Here is a 17,537-nt window from a genome sequence, read left to right as displayed (position 1 = left end):
TGCTAGCCGGTGCACGACGCTGGTAGAGGCGCGCCGGCATGACCGCGCCCCTATCTTCCCGAGCCAGCAGCGGAGTCGCCGCGGTGATCGTCGCGGCAGGCAAGGGCCTGCGCGCGGGGGGCGAGGTCCCGAAGCAGTTCGCGATGTTCCGCGGCAAGCCTCTGGTGCGCCACTCGGCGCAAGCCCTCGCCGCGGTCGGCGTGGCGCCGATCGTGGTCGCGATACCCGAGGGATGGGACGCGGTCGCGCAGCAGGCGCTCGCCGGCATTGCCGCTGTGCGGCTGGTGCAGGGCGGCGCGACCCGCCGCCAGTCGGTCGCGCTCGCGCTCGAGGCCCTCGCCCCGGACCAGCCGGAATGCGTGCTGATCCACGATGCCGCGCGTCCCGATCTGCCGCAGGCAGTGGTGGCGCGGCTGATCGAGGCGCTGGCGGGCCAAGCCGGTTCGATTCCCGTGCTGCCGGTGGTCGACAGCGTCGTGCGCGGGCGCGACGGCATGCGCGACGCCGCCGTCAGCCGCGACGGGCTGTACCGCGTGCAAACCCCGCAGGCGTTCCGCTTTGACGCCATCCTGGCCGCGCATCGCGCCTGGGACGATGCCGCCGATGCCGGCGACGACGCCGAAGTCGCCGAAGCCGCAGGCCTTGCCGTGGCGCTCGTTCAGGGCGACGAAAGGCTGCGCAAGGTGACGTTCGCCGAAGATTTCGAGGAGACTCCCGTGTCCGAGCGCTATCCCCGCACCGGGATGGGATTTGACGTCCATCGTCTTGCCGAGGGCGAGGACCTGTGGCTTTGCGGCGTCAAGGTGCCGCACCACATGGGCCTTGCCGGGCACAGCGACGCCGACGTCGCGATCCATGCGCTCGTCGACGCCATTCTCGGCGCGATCGGCGAAGGCGACATCGGCGATCACTTCCCGCCGTCGGACCCGAAGTGGAAGGGCGCGTCGTCCGACCGCTTCCTGGCCCACGCGGTCGCGCTGGCGCGCCGCGGCGGGTTCGGGATCGGCAACGTCGATGTGACCATCATCTGCGAGGCTCCCAAGATCGGGCCGCACAAGCAGGCGATGCGCGTGCGCCTCGGCGAAATCATGGGCATACCGGCCGATCTGGTAAGCGTGAAGGCCACCACGACCGAAAGACTTGGCCTGACCGGCCGCGGAGAAGGAATCGCCGCGCAGGCCGTGGCGACGCTCGTTCCCCGATTCGAGGAGATCGAACAATGAACCGTTTGCGTAACCGCATCGCCGGGCTCGTCGCCCTGGCCGCGCTGGGCACGGCCGAGGTCGCGTCCGCGCAGGACTGCCTGACCCAGCCCGAGCTCAACGGCATGGTCACCTTCGCGCTTCCCGTCGTGATGGATGGCGCGATCAAGGCGTGCCGCCCGTCGCTGTCGCCACAAGGATACTTCGCGACCGAGGGGCAGGCGCTGGTGCAGCGCTACGCCTCGCGCAAGCAGGGCGCCTGGCCGACGGCCAAGGCCGCGATCCTGAAGATCGGCGATTCGCGCGATGCCAAGATGAAGGACATGGTCGCCAACCTGCCCGACAGCGCGCTCCAGCCCTTCGCCGAAGGCATGGTCGCGCAGATGGTGACCGAAGGGATCAAGCCCGACCAGTGCGTCGCGATCGAGCGCGCGACCCGCCTGCTCTCGCCGCTTCCGCCGGAGAACACCGCGGAACTGCTGACGTTCATCGTCGGCCTTGCCGATCGGCCCAAGGCGGGCAAGAAGGCCACCCTCAACCTCTGCCCGGCGAATTGAGCCCGCGATGGACACCCTGCTCCCTGCCGAAATCGTGGATCTTGCCCGTCGCGTGATCGAGGAAAACGCTGCGCTCGGGCGCACCGTGGCGATCGCCGAAAGCTGCACCGGCGGCCTCGTCGCCGCCGCGCTGACCGAGATCGCCGGCAGTTCGGCGGTGCTCGACCGCAGCTTCGTGACCTATTCCAACGAGGCCAAGAACGAGATGCTCGGCGTCTCGATGGACGTGATCGACACGTTCGGCGCGGTCTCGATCGCGGTTGCATGGTCGATGGCGCAGGGCGCGCTCAAGCATTCGAACGCCGACGTGGCGGTGGCGATCACCGGCGTTGCGGGTCCGGGCGGCGGATCGGAGCAGAAGCCGGTGGGCACGGTGGTCTTCGCCCGCGCCGAGCGGGGCGAGGATCCCGAGGCGGTCAACGCCGAGCTGAAGTTCTTCGAGAACGCCAGGACCCGTTCGGACGTGCGGCGCGAAGCGGCGATCTGCGCGCTCGAGCTGCTCAAGCCGCCCGCGGCCTAAGCTGTGGGCTGCGGCAGGCCGTAAAGCTTTTCGGCGCGAGTCTCGAACGCGGTCACCATCTTGCGGAAGGCGCGGTCGAGGTACTGCCCGGCCAGGCGCTCGAAGATCGCATTGCGGAAGGTGAAGTCGACGCAGAAGTCGATCACGCAGCCGCCCTGCCCGTCGGGCGCGAAGGCCCAGGTGTTCGACAGGCTCTTCATCGGTCCGTCGAGATATTCGACCTCGATCCGGCGCGGGCGGTCCTTCTTGACCCGCGAGGTAAACTTCTCGCGCAGCGCGTTGAACCCGACCAGCATGTCGGCGACCATTTCCTCCTCGCCGTCGGACTTGATCCGCGTGGCGACGACCCAGGGCAGGAATTCGGCGTAGCGCCTCACGTCTGCCACCAGGTCAAACATCTGCTCGGGCGACCAGGGCATGCGGCGCTGTTCGGAGATGTGCGGCACGGCGGCGTTCAGCCCTTGAGCGCGGCCTTGGCGAGCTGCGCCTCGCGCGCGGCGCGCATCTGCTTGAAGTCGTCGCCGGCGTGGTAGCTGGACCGGGTCAGCGGGCTCGACGCCACCTGCAGGAAGCCCTTCGCGCGCGCGATCGCGCCATAGGCGTCGAACGCCTTGGGCGTCACGAACTCGATCACCTTGGCGTGCTTGGGCGTCGGCTGGAGATACTGGCCCATCGTCAGGAAATCGATGCCCGCCGAGCGCATGTCGTCCATCACCTGATGGACCTCGAGACGCTCCTCGCCGAGCCCGAGCATGACGCCGGACTTGGTGAAGATCAGCGGATTGTGGCGCTTCACTTCCTCGAGCAGCCGCAGCGAGGCATAGTAGCGCGCGCCCGGGCGGATCGTGGGGTAGAGCCGCGGAACGGTCTCGAGGTTGTGGTTGTAGACGTCCGGCCCCGCCTCGACGATGGCGGCGACGGCCGACGCCATCTTGCCGCGGAAGTCGGGGGTCAGGATCTCGATCGTGGTTTGCGGGGTCTGTTCGCGCAGCGCGCGGATGACCTTGACGAACTGGCCGGCCCCGCCGTCGGGCAGGTCGTCACGATCGACCGAGGTGATGACGATATGCTCGAGCCCGAGCTTGGCGGCCGCTTCGGCGACATGGCCGGGCTCGAACGGGTCGACCGCGCGCGGCATGCCGGTCTTGACGTTGCAGAAGGCGCAGGCGCGGGTGCAGACGTCGCCCAGGATCATCACGGTGGCGTGCTTCTTGGTCCAGCACTCGCCGATGTTCGGGCAGGCCGCTTCCTCGCAGACGGTGTTGAGCTTGAGATCGCGCATCAGCTGGCGGGTTTCGCCATAGCCCTTGCTGCCGGGCGCCTTCACGCGGATCCAGTCAGGCTTGCGCTGGCGGACGGGGCGGTCTTCGGTCTCGAGCTTCGTGACAGGTTCGGTCATGCGGCCCAGATAGGCTCATCGCAGCGCACTTGAAAGATGCAATCGAAGCCTGCAAGGGCACTGCTCATGGCAACCGAGAGATCCCCCGAGCTCGAACAGCTCATCGCCGGCTACCGCCGTTTCCGTGAACATGGCTGGACCCCGCGCCTCGAGCGCTGGCAACAGCTCAAGGACGGGCAGGAGCCGCAGGTGATGATCATTGCCTGCTCGGACAGCCGGGTCGATCCGGCGCAGATCTTCGACACCGATCCGGGCGAGATGTTCGTCGTGCGCAACGTCGCGGCGATGGTGCCCCCGTTCGAGACCAACCCCGGCCACCACGGCGTTTCCGCCGCGCTCGAGTTCGCGGTGCAGGTGCTCAAGGTGAAGGAAATCGTGGTCATGGGCCACGGCATGTGCGGCGGCTGCAAGGCCGCGCTGACGCAGAGCCTCAAGGGCGCCGAGCCCGGCGAAGGCGGTTTCGTCGCCGACTGGATCGGCCTGCTCGACGAAGCGCGCGAGCCGGTCGTCCACGAACACGGCACCGAAGGGCGAACCGCCGAGCGCGCGATGGAGCAGGCCGCGGTCAAGGTCAGCCTGCAGAACCTGCGGACGTTCCCCTGCGTCCGCTCGAAGGAGCGCAGCGGCGAGCTCAAGCTGCGCGGCGCGTTCTTCGCGATCTCGGACGGGGTGCTTCATGTCCTCGACGAAGCCAGCGGGGCGTTCGAGCCCGTCGCCTGACCGAACCGGCCATCAGCCCGATCCGGTCGGCTGAACCAAGAAGGGCGGCCCCGCTGGAGCCGCCCTTCCCTTTTCCCGTCCTTGGGAAAGCCTGATTACTTGCCTGCGGCCTTCTGGTCGACCCAGACGGTCCACAGCTTCGCCATCGGCGCGCGGATGCCGGCGACCTGCGCGAAGCTCGCCTTGGCGTCGGCCCACTTGCCCTGGTCGGCCTGGGCAATGCCGAGGCGGGTCAGCGCGCGGTCCTTGTCGATGCCGCCCTTGGTCAGCGCGAGCTTGTAGAACTCCTCGGCCTTAGCGGCTTCACCGTACTGCAGATAGGCATCGCCGGCAGCGTTGGCGGTGACGCCGTTGGCGCCCGCGGCGGCATCCTTGGCGAGACCGGGCAGCGATGCCTTGTCCGCGGTGATGCGGCCCTTGGCTTGGGTCATCGAGTCGGCGACGAACGTGTCGCTCGCCTTGAGCGCGCCCGCAGCGAGACCTTCCTGCGCGATCTTCAGCACTTCGCCGGGGTTGCGGCGGGCGTCGGCGGCCTGGATGTAGTCGACGTATTCGCGCTCGACGTACTTCGGGTCGGCCTTGAGTGCGCCCGAACGCTCCATCAGGCGACCGAGGTCGAGGTTTTCCTGGGCGGTGAAGGCGCTGGCGTTACGCACCAGCTGGGTCGCGCCGAGCCAGTTGATCGGCGTGGGATAGGCTTCGGCGAGCATCGCGCCCCATTCGGCCGATTCCGCGTTCAGCTTGCTGGTATAGGCGATGCGGTTGGCGCGGCTGTACCACGCTTCCGGGGCCACGCCGCCGGCGGCCTTGCGCGCCGCGATCGCCTGCTTGAGCGCATCGAGCCCGCCCTTGGGATTGCCGGTCTGGGCATAGCTCTCCGCCAGCATCTCGGCGGCCACGTCGTCGCTGTAGTTGGCAGCGACGACCGGCTGCAGCGCCTTGATCGCGCCGGCATAATCCTTCGCTTCGTAGGCCTTGGCGCCGACGAAGAACTGCACGAGGCTGACCTTGTCCGCCGGCAGCTGGCCGGAATCGAGCATGTTCTGGAGGCCGGTGCGGACCAGCGCGGCATCGCCCACCCAGTTGCCGACCGACTGCTGCCACTGGCCGAAGATGATCTGGTCGGCCGGAGTCTTGACGTTCGGCTGAAGCGCGGCGAGCTGCGGCACGAGCGCCTGGCCGGCAGCCTTCTGCGCATCGCCGCTCTGGCCCTGCGCGGCGGTGAACGCCGGCTGGAACGCCTGCGCCGCCTTCACGAATTCGGGCGAGTTACTGACCTTGCCGCCCTTGGCTTCCTTTTCCTTGGCCACCGCGGCAACCGGAGCGAACCCGCCCGCCGCGATGCCGGTGGCGACCGCGATCCCGAGCGCGGCACGCGCCGCTGCCGACTTGCCGAATTTGCCGAAAGTACCCCGCATCTTCATGATCTCCTGTTCGACCCGGACCCGGTCTTTCCCGCCAGCCCGTTGCCGGGGCGGTTCCTCTCCATGGTCGCCTGTGCGCTAGTGGCGCGGAATTGCGCCGTTGGCAACGCCCCGAGCGACTAGAACCCGCGCGGTGAACCCGCTTTGAACGACGACTTGCCCTGTCGTTCAGGCAGCCTGTCGCATGTGTGGAAAACTGGCCGGCAAGACCCGCGATGGAGCCGCCTTTGCTGGCTTTGGGGGGCCAGATGTCCTAGGGCTGCAACATTCCCACAAATCACAAGCGAAAACGCGGAAAAACTGCACGTGAGCGACGACACCCAGACGATCGATCCGGCCGCCCCCGGCGGCGAAGGCGAATTCCAGCGGATCGACATCGTCGACGAAATGAAGACCAGCTACCTCGATTACGCGATGAGCGTGATCGTGAGCCGTGCGCTGCCCGACGTGCGCGACGGCCTCAAGCCGGTCCATCGCCGCATCCTTTTCGCGAGCCAGGAGGGCGGCTTCGTTGCCGGGCGGCCCTATCGCAAGAGCGCCAAGATCGTCGGCGACGTGATGGGCAACTATCACCCCCACGGCGACAGCGCGATCTACGACGCCCTCGCCCGCATGACCCAGGACTGGTCGATGCGCGTGCCGCTGATCGACGGCCAGGGCAACTTCGGCTCGATGGACCCCGATCCGCCGGCCTCGATGCGCTATACCGAAGCGCGCCTCGCCCGCGTCGCCAACTTCCTGCTCGACGATCTCGACAAGGACACCGTCGATTTCGTCGACAACTACGACGGCTCGCGGCAGGAGCCCTCGGTCCTGCCCGCGCGCTTCCCCAACCTGCTGGTCAACGGCGCGGGCGGCATCGCGGTCGGCATGGCGACCAACATCCCGCCGCACAACCTCGGCGAGGTGATCGACGGCTGCCTTGCCTACATGGACAACCCGCTGATCTCGATCGACGAGCTTTGCGAGATCATCCCCGGCCCGGACTTTCCGACCGCACCGATGATCCTGGGCACCGCGGGCGCGCGCAAGGCCTACAACGAAGGTCGCGGCTCGATCATCATGCGCGCGCGGCACAAGATCGAGGAAGGGCGCGGCGATCGCCGGTCGATCGTGCTGACCAGCATCCCCTACCAGGTCGGCAAGAACAGCCTGGTCGAGAAGATCGCCGAGGCCGCGAAGGACAAGCGGATCGAAGGCATCTCCGACATCCGCGACGAATCCAACCGCGAAGGCGTGCGCGTTGTCATCGACCTCAAGCGCGACGCCTCACCCGAAGTGGTGCTCAACCAGCTCTGGCGCAACACGCCGGCGCAGTCGAACTTCCCCGCCAACATGCTCGCCATCCGCGGCGGGCGGCCTGAAATCCTCAGCCTAAAGGACATCATCGAGGCCTTCGTCCGCTTCCGCGAGGAAGTCATCACCCGCCGGACCAAGTTCGAACTGAACAAGGCGCGTGACCGCGCGCATATCCTGCTTGGCCTTGTCGTCGCGGTCACCAACCTCGACGAAGTGGTGCGGATCATCCGCGGTTCGGCCAACCCCGCGATCGCGCGCGAGACGCTGCTGGCGCGCGAATGGCCGGTGAGCGAGATCGCGCCCTACCTGCGCCTTGTCGAAGCCATCGAAAACGACGCCGACGATGGTTCGGGCGAGCCGTACCGGCTGTCCGAAATCCAGGTGCGGGCGATCCTCGACCTGCGCCTGCACCGGCTGACCGCGCTCGGCCGCGACGAGATCGGCGACGAGCTGAGCGTTCTCGCCAAGGCGATCGAGGAGTACCTCTCGATCCTCGCCGACCGCATCAAGCTCCACGCGGTGATGCGCGAGGAACTCGTCGCCGTGCGCGACCAGTTCGCCACCCCGCGCCTCTCCGAGATCGCGCCGGCCGCCGACGGGATCGACGACGAGGACCTGATCGAGCGCGAGGACATGGTCGTGACGATCACCCTCGACGGCTACATCAAGCGCACCCCGCTCTCGACCTTCCGCGCCCAGGCTCGCGGCGGCAAGGGCCGCAGCGGCATGGCGACCAAGGACGAGGACGCGATCGCGACGATGTTCGTCGCCTCGACGCATACGCCGGTGCTGTTCTTCTCGACCGCGGGCAAGGTCTACCGCCTCAAGGTCTGGCGCCTGCCCGAGGGCGGCCCGGCGACGCGCGGGCGTCCGGTGGTCAACATGCTGCCCGCGCTCGACCAGGGCGAGACGATCGCCGCCGTTCTGCCCTTGCCCGAGGACGAGGGCGAATGGGGCAAGCTCCACGTGATGTTCGCGACGGCCAAGGGCAACGTGCGCCGCAACGCGATGGATCTCTTCGCCAACATTCCCAGCAACGGCAAGTTCGCGATGCGCTTCGACGAAGGTAGCGACGACCGCCTGATCGGTGTCGCGCTGCTGTCCGAGGGCGACGACGTGCTGCTCGCGAGCCGCCAGGGCAAGGCGATCCGCTTCCCCGCCGACGACGTGCGCGAATTCCAGAGCCGCACCTCCACCGGCGTGCGCGGCATGACGCTGAAGGCCGACGACGAGGTGATCTCGCTGTCGATCCTCCACCGCGTCGGCGTCAAGGACCAGGAGGAGCGCGACGAATACTTGCGCTTCGCCCCGTGGAAGCCCGAGAAGGAAGGCGAGATGGCCGATCAGGAGCGCTACCGCTTCCTGACCGAGCGCGAGCAGTTCATCCTGACCGTCTGCGCCAACGGCTACGGCAAGCTGTCTTCGGCCTACGAGTACCGGCGCACCGGTCGCGGCGGACAGGGCATCACCAACATCGACAACATCAGCCGCAACGGACCGGTGGTGGCGAGCTTCCCGGCCGCGCAAGCCGACCAGCTCATGCTCGTGACCGACCAGGCCAAGCTGATCCGCCTGCCGCTCGAATCGCTGCGCGTGATCGGGCGCGGCTCGGCGGGCGTGCGCCTGTTCAACGTCTCGGGCGAGGAACACGTGGTGAGCGCCGTGCGTCTTGCCGATGAAGGCGATGACGAGGCGCCGGCGACGGCGGACGGCGCCGACGCGCAGGATGGAGAGCAGGCCGAATGAGCGAGATGCCGCAGGTCGCCTACAAGATCCTGACAGCGCCGCAGATGGCCGAGCTCGAAGCGCAGGCGGTGTTCAGGGGGGCGCCGGTCGACCTGGCGGATGGCTTCATCCACCTTTCGACCGAAGCCCAGCTCGCCGAGACCGTCGACAAGCACTTCGCCGGCGCGGAGGACCTCCACATCGCCACGGTGGATCTTGCCGTGCTGGGCGACGCGGTGAAGTGGGAGCCCTCGCGCGGCGGCCAACTGTTCCCGCACGTCTACGCCGACCTGCCGCTCAGCGCCGTGCTCGCCTACGCCCCGCTGCGGCGCGACGAGTCCGGCGCGATCGTCCTCCCGGTCGCGAGCTGAGCTACTCCGCGCGGAACGCGCCCCGCGCCCGCAGCGCGCCGATGACCCCGGTGCAGATCATCAGCTGCCCGAAGTAATAGAGCGGCCAGACGAGCAATCGCGGCAAGGCGCTTTCCGCCATCGGCCCCATGCGGGCGAACAGCAGCAGGTCGGAGGCTGCGAACAGCATCGCGCCGAGGCCAACCCGATAGCGCGGGAAATCGCTGAGCCACGCCGCCGCGGCCATCCCTCCCAGGGCCAGCGCGTAGAGCGCGACTTGTGGCTGGCGCGTCAGGCCGAAGGCAATCAGCGGCACGCCGACGATCGTCGCGACGGCGAGCGCCTTCTGGCTGGCGCCAGGGTGCGCTCGCCGATGCCGCAGATAGAGCGCAATGGCCGCGAGGTGACCGAGGAGGAATGCGACGGCGCCGAGCGTGAAGTCGATCTCGAGCACCATGTCGCCGATCGCGCCAAGGGCCATGACCAGCGCGATGCGGTGGGCATCGCGCACCGGGTGGTAGGACCAGGCATAGACCGCCAGGAGGGCAACGCCGCCGCCCTTCCAAGCTATCTCGTAAACCCCCGGCACCCGCGTGTGATCGGCGAGCCAGTAGCTCAGCCCGAATACGAGGCTCAGCGCGAGCCAGGGCCGTCGTTGTACCAGTGCGCCTGCCGTCATTCGTGTCCCCCTTCCCCTCAGGCGCGGCACCTTGGGGTTGTCGCTGCGCCGATGCAATGCCAATGCGCGAGCCATGGATCATCAGGTACACATCATCGGCGGCGGCATGGCCGGAAGCGAGGCTGCCTGGCAGCTTGCTCGCCGCGGAATCCGCGTCCGCCTGTCGGAAATGCGCGGCGGCGGCGACACGACGCCGGCGCACCAGGGCAAGGGCCTTGCCGAACTCGTCTGCTCGAATTCGTTCCGCTCGGACGACCACGAGAAAAACGCGGTCGGCCTGCTGCACGAGGAAATGCGCCGCTGCGGCAGCCTGCTCATGGCCGCTGCCGACAAGGCGCGGGTTCCGGCAGGCTCTGCACTGGCGGTCGACCGCGACGTGTTCTCCGCCGAAGTCGAGGCGGCGCTCGCCGCCCTGCCGACGCTCGAGATCGTGCGCGAGCGGGTCGATACCCTTCCCGATCAGGGGCTGACCATCGTCGCCACGGGGCCCCTCACCGCCCCGGCCCTCGCCGGATCGATCGGCGCGGCGACCGGGGCGGAAAGCCTCGCCTTCTTCGACGCGATCGCGCCGATCGTCTATCGCGACAGCATCGACATGGATGTCGCGTGGATGGCCTCGCGCTGGGACAAGGGAGCCGAAGCATCGCTCGCGCTCGGCGGCGATGGCCGGGACTACATCAACTGCCCGATGACCAAGGAGCAGTACTTCGCCTTCTGGGAGGAACTCCAGGCAGGCGAAAAGACCGAATTCCGCGAATGGGAAGCGAACACGCCCTATTTCGACGGGTGCATGCCGATCGAGGTCATGGCCGCGCGCGGGCCCGAAACGCTCCGCTTCGGTCCGATGAAGCCGGTCGGGCTCGACAATCCGCACTGGGCGACCGCGGAGCACCCCAACGGGCGCTGGCCCTATGCGGTGGTGCAGCTTCGGCAGGACAACAAGCTCGGCTCGCTGTGGAACATGGTGGGCTTCCAGACCAAGCTCAAATATGCCGAGCAGGTGCGCATCTTCCGCACGATCCCCGGGCTTGAAAAGGCCGAATTCGCACGCCTCGGCGGCCTGCACCGCAACACCTTCCTCAACTCCCCAACCTTGCTCGACCGGCAGCTGCGGCTGCGATCGGCGCCGCACATCCGGTTCGCGGGACAGATCACCGGCTGCGAAGGCTATGTCGAGAGCGCCTCGGTCGGCCTGCTGGCGGGGTTGATGGCCGCCGCAGAGACGCTGGGGCGCGCGTGGACGCCGCCGCCGAGGACGAGCGCCCTCGGCGCCCTCATGTCCCATATCACCGGTGATGCCGAGGCCGAGACGTTCCAGCCGATGAACGTGAACTTCGGGCTGTTTCCCCCGGTTGCCGACGATGTCCGCAAGAAGGAGCGCAAGGAAGCCTATACCGCCCGCGCCAAGGCCGACCTCGCCTGCTGGCTCCCGTCGCTCGGCTGAGGACGCGAAGCTACCTGCATTTGCAGGCCGGCTTCCTGGCCGGCTGCTTTGTCGTTGCGTATTCGGCGCGGTCGAGCGCGCCATTGCCGTCGGCGTCGGCCTTGCGGAACTTGTTCGAGGTGGCAACCGCCCATTCCTCGAACGTCAGCAGGTTGTTTCCGTCGAGGTCGAGCTTGCGGAAGTCCCTGACCCTGGGCGCCAGCATCTCGTTGCGGGTGATGCGCCCGTCGCGGTCCCGGTCGAGGCGGTCGAACCGACGCTGTTCGCGCGTCTGCTCAGTCGCATGCGGCAATTCCGGGCCGACCGCATTGCCCGGATCGACTTCGGGAATATCCTCGTCGGCGGCATCCTCGCTTGGCGGAGCGGCCGGATTGGCGACGGGACGCACGGTCTCGGTCTCGGTCTCGGCGCGTCCCTGCCACCAGAACACCCCTGCCGCAACCAGCAGGAGCGCACCGAGCGCGCCGATCAGGATCCGGTGCAAGGCTGGTCTTCCCCGTTGCCGCGTGGGGCAAGACTAGTGCGCGCGCAGCCTGGCGGAAGCGGGAGATGCAACCGATTTAGCGGCCGAGAAGGCCCAGCCGCAGCACACGCAGGAAGCGCAATGCCGGGGAGGCGTGGTCGGGCAACAAGGCCATCCCGCGCAGAATGACGAGCGGTCGCATCGTTCGCGGCAAGCGGGGCGCAGGTCCGGCCGCGGGGCCTGCTCGATCGAGCCATTCGGCGCCGGCGCGCGCAATCGCGTCGAACGCTGCGCGGTCGGTCTCGCCGCCGATCCGGGCCAGCGCGAGCAGCGCCGCGATCCGCGCCTCACGCAGCGCCGCGCCGCCATCGGAGCCCACGTTGCGCGCTTCCCATCCATCGACGATCGCGGCCAGTGCGGCACGTTCACCGTCCCACGGCGCGAGGGCGGCAAGAAGCGGTTCTCCCTTGGGCCAGCGATCTGCAGGCTCGGCCATGCGGTCGCGCCACCAGGCGAGCCGAAGCTGCACCATGATCGGATCACGCCCTTCCCGCGCCGCATCGGAAAGCCGGTGGTCGAACGCCAGGAGACTGCTCCAGGCGTTGCGCACCCGCTCGGGGGCATAGGCGACGGCAAGCCGCTCGATCGGCTCGAGCTGATCGGCTTCACCATTGTGGTCCGGGTCTGAGCTGGGGGACATGGAGGCGGGGCAACCTTGTGAATAGGCTATGATCGTAACGTCAAATTAACGCCGACGGTTGCATATCCCCTAACTAACGGACGCAAAGTTGCGGAGGCCGCAAGGCTTCTGGATCGCGTGGACGGAGGGCGGGGCGGTGCAGACATGTTCGGCAAGATCGGCTTGATGGTTCGCAATCGCAGCGCGCGCAAGCGTGCTTTGGGGGCGCAGCACGACCGCGCCCCCGGCCTCCTGCGACGCCTCGCCGATTGCCGGTCGGGCAATGCGATCGTGCTGGTGGCGATGTCCGCTCCGGTGCTCGTCTCGGCGGCCGGCTTCGCGATCGATACCTCGCAATGGTTCCTGTGGCGGCGCGAGATGCAGTACGCGGCCGACCAGGCGGCGATCGGCGCGGCATGGTCGCTCGCCAAGGGGATCAGCAAGACCGCCTACACCACGCATGCCCAGCAGGAATTCACCGCGAACCTGGCCGACACGTCGGACTTCGCGACCACCCCGACGGTCGAGTTGGTGAACTACAACAACGGCACGGCCAACGCGATCCGCGTCACCGCCTCGGCCACGCGCAAGCTGCCCTTCTACGGCTTCGTCAGCGGCCAGTCGGCGACGGTCACGGTTGCGGCCCAGGCGAGCTTTGCCAAGGGCGCGACTTATACCAGCTGCATCATCTCGACCAATCCGACGGCCGATGGCGCGATCACGATCGGCGGCAGCGCAGTGCTCAAGTCGGGCTGCGGACTTGCCGCGCTGTCGAACTCGACCAACTCGATCCGCGTCTCGGGCAATCCGACGATCGACGTGAACTACCTGATGAGCGCGGGCGGCATCGACGACTGGTTCAACACGAACACCGACGACGTCGTGAAGGAGTACATGACCACCCTGTCCGACCCGTTCATCGGACTGACGCCGCCGACCAACACCGCCAAGGGAACGACCTATTCCTGCGTGAAATCGGGCAACACGACGGTCGCGACGCTCAACCCGGGCACTTATGCGAACATCACGACCGCGTGCAACACGGTGCTCAATCCCGGCATCTATGTGATCGACGGGGGTGGTGTGACGATCCGCGCGCAGGATGCGGTGACCGCGAACGGCGTGATGTTCGTGCTCAAGAACGGAGCCTACTTCAAGCTGAACGGCGGATCGTCGATCAATCTCACCGCGATGACCCAGTCGCAGCTCCTCGCTGCCGGCGTGTCCTCCTCGCAAGCGCCGCTGCTCGAAGGGATGCTGATCTTCGAGGACCGCAACAGCGTGGGCAACACCTCGACGCTCAACGGCAACTCGGATTCGGTCATCAACGGCACGGTCTACTTCCCCAAGTCCACGCTGAGCTTCGGCGGCACCGCACGCGTGACGAGCCGATGCCTCCAGATCACCGCGAACATGATCTCGGTCCAGGGCAACGTGAACATGACCAGCTTCTGCCCGGTCGGCATGCAGACCTCGACCCAGGTCGGGACCGATGCGCCGAGCGTGATCCTGGTCTCGTGATGCTGGCGCTGCGCCGTCTCCTCGGCCACCTGACCGGGGCTTCCGATGGCTCGCTGGTGATCGAGTTCGCGTTTCTTGCTCCCCTGCTCGCGCTGTTCGGCCTCGGCACGGTCGACCTGACCCGGATGGTAGCCCGCCGTACCGCGTTGCAGGCCGCGCTGAGCGAGAGCACCCAGATCGTATTGGCCGCGAGCCCCGACAACGACGCCAAGCTGACCTCGCTCAAGACCGTGCTCGCGACGACCACCGGCGTGCCGGCCGCCAGCATCCAGATCGCCACGGTCTATAGGTGCGGGGTCGACACCACGTTCGTCTCGCTCCCGGGCTACTGCGCGGTGACCGGCGAGATCGGCAAGTACCTGCAGATCACGGTGACCGACACCTTCACCCCGATGTGGACGCAGTTCGGGATCGGCGGGCCGGTGACTTCGTCGATGCAGCGCACGATCCAGTTGTCATGATGTCCGCTCGCACGTTCCTGCGCCGCACGTCGCTGCGCATCGCCGCCTCGCGCGCGGGCTCCGCCGCGATGGAATTCGCGCTGATCGGCCCGCTCTTCATCCTGATGATGATGGCGGTGTTCCAGTTCTCGATCGTCATGCAGTCATACAATGCGCTCGGCAGCGCTGCCGCGGATGTCCAGCGCCAGGTCGTGACCCAGTCGCAAGCCGGGAACCTCCTCACCGCCTCGCAGATGCGCGACACCGCGATCGGCCGCGCTTCCGGGGCGCCCTATTTCCTCAACACCGCCGCGCTCTCGGTAACCGTTGCGCTCGCAAGCTCGCAGCGGATCAGCGGGGCGAACGAATACACCCTGACCATGACCTACGATGCGCCGATCTTCGTCTGGGTCACGCCGCTCACCTTCACGACGACCTACACCCGTTCGATCTTCGTCAAGGTCTGACCGGCTCCGTAAAATCCCTCAGCTCGTCGTCAGGCGGATCTAACTATCCGTATTTACCAGAAAAAGTGCTGCTTGAGGTTAATCTGACCACCGTGCCGGCCAGGGTTTACTCTCTTCTTTTGCGATTGCTCGATGCCGCGCTCGCGCGCGGCTCGACGCACGCGCGCGACGATGGGCCGTTCCTCGCCCGGCTTGCGCGCAACAGGGCCGGCAATACCGCGATGATCATTGCCGGTGCGATGCTGCCGTTGATGGCGATGGTCGGCGGGGCGGTCGATGCAGGGCGCCTTTATCTGGTCAAGTCGCGGCTGCAGCAGGCGTGCGACGCCGGCGTCCTCGCTGCGCGCAAGCAGATGGGCGCGATGAGCAATTTCAACGCCGCTACCGACACCGTCACCGTGGCCGACCGCGGCACGCGCATGTTCAACGCCAATTTCAGCGCGGGGATGTACGGGTCGACGGGCCGCGCGCTCACCATGACCATTCAGGACGATCAATCCATCGTGGGCGTCGCCAGCACCTCGGTGCCTATGACGATCATGCAGATCTTCGGCGCGCAGCCGGTTGCGCTGACGGCCAACTGCACCGCCCAGCTCAATGCGCCCAATACCGACATCATGATGGCGCTCGACGTCACCGGGTCGATGAACGAGGTCAATCCTGGCGATTCGAGCCCGAAGATCGCCATCCTGAAAAGCGTGGTGAAGGACTTCTTCGCCGCGATGGAAAGCTACAAGCAGCCCGGGAGCCGGATGCGCTACGGCTTCGTGCCCTACTCGACCAACGTCAACGTAGGGGGGCTGCTGGCCGACGACTGGATGGTGAAAAGCTGGACATACCCGTCGCGCACGCTGATCGGCACCGGGACCGCAAACGGCACCTACACCTACAACACCGCGTCCGACCTCGTTTCTGGAACCGCCGTAGACAGCACCTACACTTACAGCGCGACCTATAGCTCGTGGACCAAGTCCTATTACTGCGTCCAGCCTGCAAACACGCTGACCAGCAAGACCACGACCATCTCCACGACCTCGACGACTGTCGCGGGACCTCCGGCAGGAACCCGGACGGTGGCCACCAACCAGGTGGTCTACAATGGGGCGACGTTCGCGAGCGCGAACCGGTCGGGCACCACCTGCACGGCGACCAAGACGACCTACACCAACTATACGCTGCAATACGACACGATCACCGAGCCCAAACTCGGAAGCGGCAGCCAGTGGTGGTACAAGGACGTGACCAAGGACGTCAGCGGCTGGCGCACGGGATCGGACGGCTGCATCGAGGAGCGCGCAACCTACGAGATCGCCGACTACACCAACGTCGACCTGACCAAGGCGCTCGACCTCGACCTCGATACGGTGCCGACCGCAGGCGTTCCGGCAACGCAGTGGCGCCCGCACTATCCGGCGCTGGTCTACGACCGGGCGCTGCTGTGGAACGGTACCGGCAGCTGGTCCACGGCCGAAGTCCAGACGCAGAACGAGTACATTTCGCCCTATTACGGGGGCTTCGCCGATTGCCCGGCGCCGGCGAAGAAGCTGCAGACATGGACCAGCAGCAGCCTTGCAACCTACATCGACGGGCTTGCTGCGGGAGGCAGCACCTATCACGACATCGGCATGATCTGGGCCGGCCGGCTGCTCTCTCCGACCGGACTGTTCGCGAGCGAGAACGCCAACGTCTCCGCCTCGCGGCCGACGAGCCGCCACCTGATCTTCCTGACCGACGGGCAGACCTCGTCCTACGATCTGAGCTACGGGGCATACGGCATCGAACCGCTGGCGAAGCGACGCTGGAGCCCGACGAGCACGCTGACCCTGACACAGACCATCGAGAAGCGGTTTTCGTTCACCTGCCAACAGGTGAAGAACAAGAACATCACCGTCTGGTTCATCGCCTTCGGCACCGATCTCAATCCGATCATGACCGAGTGCGCGGGCTCCGGGCACTATTTCTCCGCCGCCAACGCGACCGAGTTGAGCGCTGCATTCGAGAAGATCGCCCGTTCGATCGGTGAGCTGCGGCTGTCGCAATGATCCGGCGAACGCTCCGAACCTCGCTGCTTGCCGCCGATGCCGGCGCGACCGCGGTCGAATTCGGCCTGGTCGTGCCGGTGCTCGTGATGGTCCTGCTGGGCCTGTTCGACATGGGCTACAACATGTGGGCCGTGACGATCCTGCAGGGCGCCTTGCAGCAGGCGGCGCGCAGTTCGACGCTCGAGAGCGCCAGCGGCCAGACCGCCACCATCGACGGGAAGGTGACGACCAGGGTCAGGCAGCTGGTCCCGTCGGCAACGCTCGCCTTCTCGCGCAAGGCCTATACCAACTTCAGCAACGTCGGCACGCCCGAGGACTATACCGATACCAACGGCAACGGCACCTGCGATGCCGGCGAGCCTTTCGAGGACGCCAATTCGAACGGCACATGGGATGCAGACCGCGGTGTCGACGGCATCGGCGGCGCGCGCGACGCGGTGCTCTACACCGTCACCATGTCCTACCCTCGCGTCTTTCCGATGGCGCGTCTCGCCGGGCTTTCGTCGACCGTCTCGGTAACGGCCAGGACGGTCCTGCGCAACCAACCGTTCAAGCTGCAGGAAGCTTCGACCACGATAGGGTCGTGCCAATGATCGGGAAGCTCCT

At 67.1% G+C, this 17,537-nt stretch carries 18 protein-coding genes; 12 read left to right on the top strand and 6 right to left on the bottom strand.

What is annotated here, in order from left to right:
- The first annotated feature begins 38 nt into the window (after positions 1 to 38).
- From K3A85_RS09130 to K3A85_RS09120, 3 genes are read left to right on the top strand one after another with little or no spacing between them, the layout of a single operon-like run.
- Entirely contained in the window at positions 39 to 1,223 is a 1,185-nt protein-coding gene (locus K3A85_RS09130; protein ID WP_225206202.1) for a bifunctional 2-C-methyl-D-erythritol 4-phosphate cytidylyltransferase/2-C-methyl-D-erythritol 2,4-cyclodiphosphate synthase, read from the top strand.
- Positions 1,220 to 1,759 carry a hypothetical protein gene (locus K3A85_RS09125; protein ID WP_225206201.1) on the top strand — a complete coding sequence of 180 codons (540 nt, stop codon included), beginning with the start codon at positions 1,220 to 1,222 and terminating at the stop codon, positions 1,757 to 1,759. The genes K3A85_RS09130 and K3A85_RS09125 overlap by 4 nt, the downstream gene beginning before the upstream one ends.
- Positions 1,760 to 1,766: 7 nt before the next feature.
- The gene (locus K3A85_RS09120; RefSeq protein WP_225206200.1) at positions 1,767 to 2,279 is read left to right on the top strand and encodes a CinA family protein; all 513 of its coding nucleotides are present in this window, start codon (positions 1,767 to 1,769) and stop codon (positions 2,277 to 2,279) included.
- Here the strand turns inward: K3A85_RS09120 and K3A85_RS09115 are convergent.
- On the bottom strand, positions 2,276 to 2,725 hold the full coding sequence (locus K3A85_RS09115) for a type II toxin-antitoxin system RatA family toxin (RefSeq protein WP_225206199.1): 450 nt from the start codon (positions 2,723 to 2,725) through the stop codon (positions 2,276 to 2,278). The genes K3A85_RS09120 and K3A85_RS09115 overlap by 4 nt on opposite strands.
- A gap of 8 nt (positions 2,726 to 2,733) precedes the next feature.
- Positions 2,734 to 3,678 carry a lipoyl synthase gene (gene lipA / locus K3A85_RS09110; RefSeq protein WP_225206198.1) on the bottom strand — a complete coding sequence of 315 codons (945 nt, stop codon included), beginning with the start codon at positions 3,676 to 3,678 and terminating at the stop codon, positions 2,734 to 2,736.
- A 66-nt stretch (positions 3,679 to 3,744) separates the two neighbouring features.
- Between lipA and K3A85_RS09105 the strand changes: the two genes are divergently transcribed.
- A complete protein-coding gene (locus K3A85_RS09105) occupies positions 3,745 to 4,398 on the top strand; it encodes a carbonic anhydrase (protein ID WP_225206197.1) in 654 nt (217 codons plus the stop codon).
- 95 nt (positions 4,399 to 4,493) lie between these two features.
- Here K3A85_RS09105 and K3A85_RS09100 read toward each other — a convergent pair whose 3' ends face one another.
- Positions 4,494 to 5,816 carry a hypothetical protein gene (locus tag K3A85_RS09100; protein ID WP_225206196.1) on the bottom strand — a complete coding sequence of 441 codons (1,323 nt, stop codon included), beginning with the start codon at positions 5,814 to 5,816 and terminating at the stop codon, positions 4,494 to 4,496.
- Between the two features lie 312 nt (positions 5,817 to 6,128).
- Between K3A85_RS09100 and gyrA the strand changes: the two genes are divergently transcribed.
- Positions 6,129 to 8,867 (top strand): DNA gyrase subunit A, encoded by a 2,739-nt coding sequence (gene gyrA, locus K3A85_RS09095; protein WP_225206195.1) that lies wholly within the window; start codon positions 6,129 to 6,131, stop codon positions 8,865 to 8,867.
- Entirely contained in the window at positions 8,864 to 9,217 is a 354-nt protein-coding gene (locus K3A85_RS09090; RefSeq protein ID WP_225206194.1) for a DUF952 domain-containing protein, read from the top strand. The genes gyrA and K3A85_RS09090 overlap by 4 nt, the downstream gene beginning before the upstream one ends.
- A gap of 1 nt (position 9,218) precedes the next feature.
- Here the strand turns inward: K3A85_RS09090 and K3A85_RS09085 are convergent, their stop codons facing one another.
- Positions 9,219 to 9,875, bottom strand: coding sequence for a lysoplasmalogenase family protein (locus K3A85_RS09085; protein ID WP_225206193.1), 657 nt, complete (start codon positions 9,873 to 9,875; stop codon positions 9,219 to 9,221).
- A gap of 73 nt (positions 9,876 to 9,948) precedes the next feature.
- On the opposite strand from K3A85_RS09085, the gene trmFO reads away from it, so the two are divergent.
- On the top strand, positions 9,949 to 11,319 hold the full coding sequence (trmFO, locus tag K3A85_RS09080; protein WP_225206192.1) for a methylenetetrahydrofolate--tRNA-(uracil(54)-C(5))-methyltransferase (FADH(2)-oxidizing) TrmFO: 1,371 nt from the start codon (positions 9,949 to 9,951) through the stop codon (positions 11,317 to 11,319).
- A gap of 10 nt (positions 11,320 to 11,329) precedes the next feature.
- Here the strand turns inward: trmFO and K3A85_RS09075 are convergent, their stop codons facing one another.
- Together K3A85_RS09075 and K3A85_RS09070 are read right to left on the bottom strand one after the other, a co-directional pair.
- Positions 11,330 to 11,803: an EF-hand domain-containing protein gene (locus tag K3A85_RS09075; protein ID WP_225206191.1), complete on the bottom strand. Its 474-nt coding sequence runs from the start codon at positions 11,801 to 11,803 to the stop codon at positions 11,330 to 11,332.
- A gap of 76 nt (positions 11,804 to 11,879) precedes the next feature.
- Positions 11,880 to 12,482 (bottom strand): squalene/phytoene synthase family protein, encoded by a 603-nt coding sequence (locus tag K3A85_RS09070; protein ID WP_225206190.1) that lies wholly within the window; start codon positions 12,480 to 12,482, stop codon positions 11,880 to 11,882.
- Positions 12,483 to 12,626: 144 nt separating this feature from the next.
- Here K3A85_RS09070 and K3A85_RS09065 point away from each other — a divergent pair, with 144 nt between their 5' ends.
- The 5 genes from K3A85_RS09065 to K3A85_RS09045 all read left to right on the top strand — a co-directional run bounded on the left by K3A85_RS09065 (position 12,627) and on the right by K3A85_RS09045 (position 17,524).
- Positions 12,627 to 13,982 (top strand): pilus assembly protein TadG-related protein, encoded by a 1,356-nt coding sequence (locus K3A85_RS09065; protein ID WP_225206189.1) that lies wholly within the window; start codon positions 12,627 to 12,629, stop codon positions 13,980 to 13,982.
- Positions 13,982 to 14,443 (top strand): TadE/TadG family type IV pilus assembly protein, encoded by a 462-nt coding sequence (locus K3A85_RS09060; RefSeq protein WP_225206188.1) that lies wholly within the window; start codon positions 13,982 to 13,984, stop codon positions 14,441 to 14,443. Before K3A85_RS09065 ends, K3A85_RS09060 begins: the two co-directional genes overlap by 1 nt.
- Entirely contained in the window at positions 14,440 to 14,889 is a 450-nt protein-coding gene (locus tag K3A85_RS09055) for a TadE/TadG family type IV pilus assembly protein (RefSeq protein WP_225206187.1), read from the top strand. The genes K3A85_RS09060 and K3A85_RS09055 overlap by 4 nt, the downstream gene beginning before the upstream one ends.
- A 125-nt stretch (positions 14,890 to 15,014) precedes the next feature.
- On the top strand, positions 15,015 to 16,931 hold the full coding sequence (locus tag K3A85_RS09050; protein WP_225206186.1) for a Tad domain-containing protein: 1,917 nt from the start codon (positions 15,015 to 15,017) through the stop codon (positions 16,929 to 16,931).
- Entirely contained in the window at positions 16,928 to 17,524 is a 597-nt protein-coding gene (locus tag K3A85_RS09045) for a TadE/TadG family type IV pilus assembly protein (protein WP_225206185.1), read from the top strand. The genes K3A85_RS09050 and K3A85_RS09045 overlap by 4 nt, the downstream gene beginning before the upstream one ends.
- Positions 17,525 to 17,537: the final 13 nt, after the last annotated feature.

It is taken from the genome of Novosphingobium huizhouense (assembly GCF_020179475.1).
In the GTDB taxonomy this organism is placed as follows: domain Bacteria; phylum Pseudomonadota; class Alphaproteobacteria; order Sphingomonadales; family Sphingomonadaceae; genus Novosphingobium; species Novosphingobium huizhouense.
The sequence above is the reverse complement of the archived record's forward strand: the minus strand, read 5'-3'. Positions and strand labels throughout refer to the sequence as shown.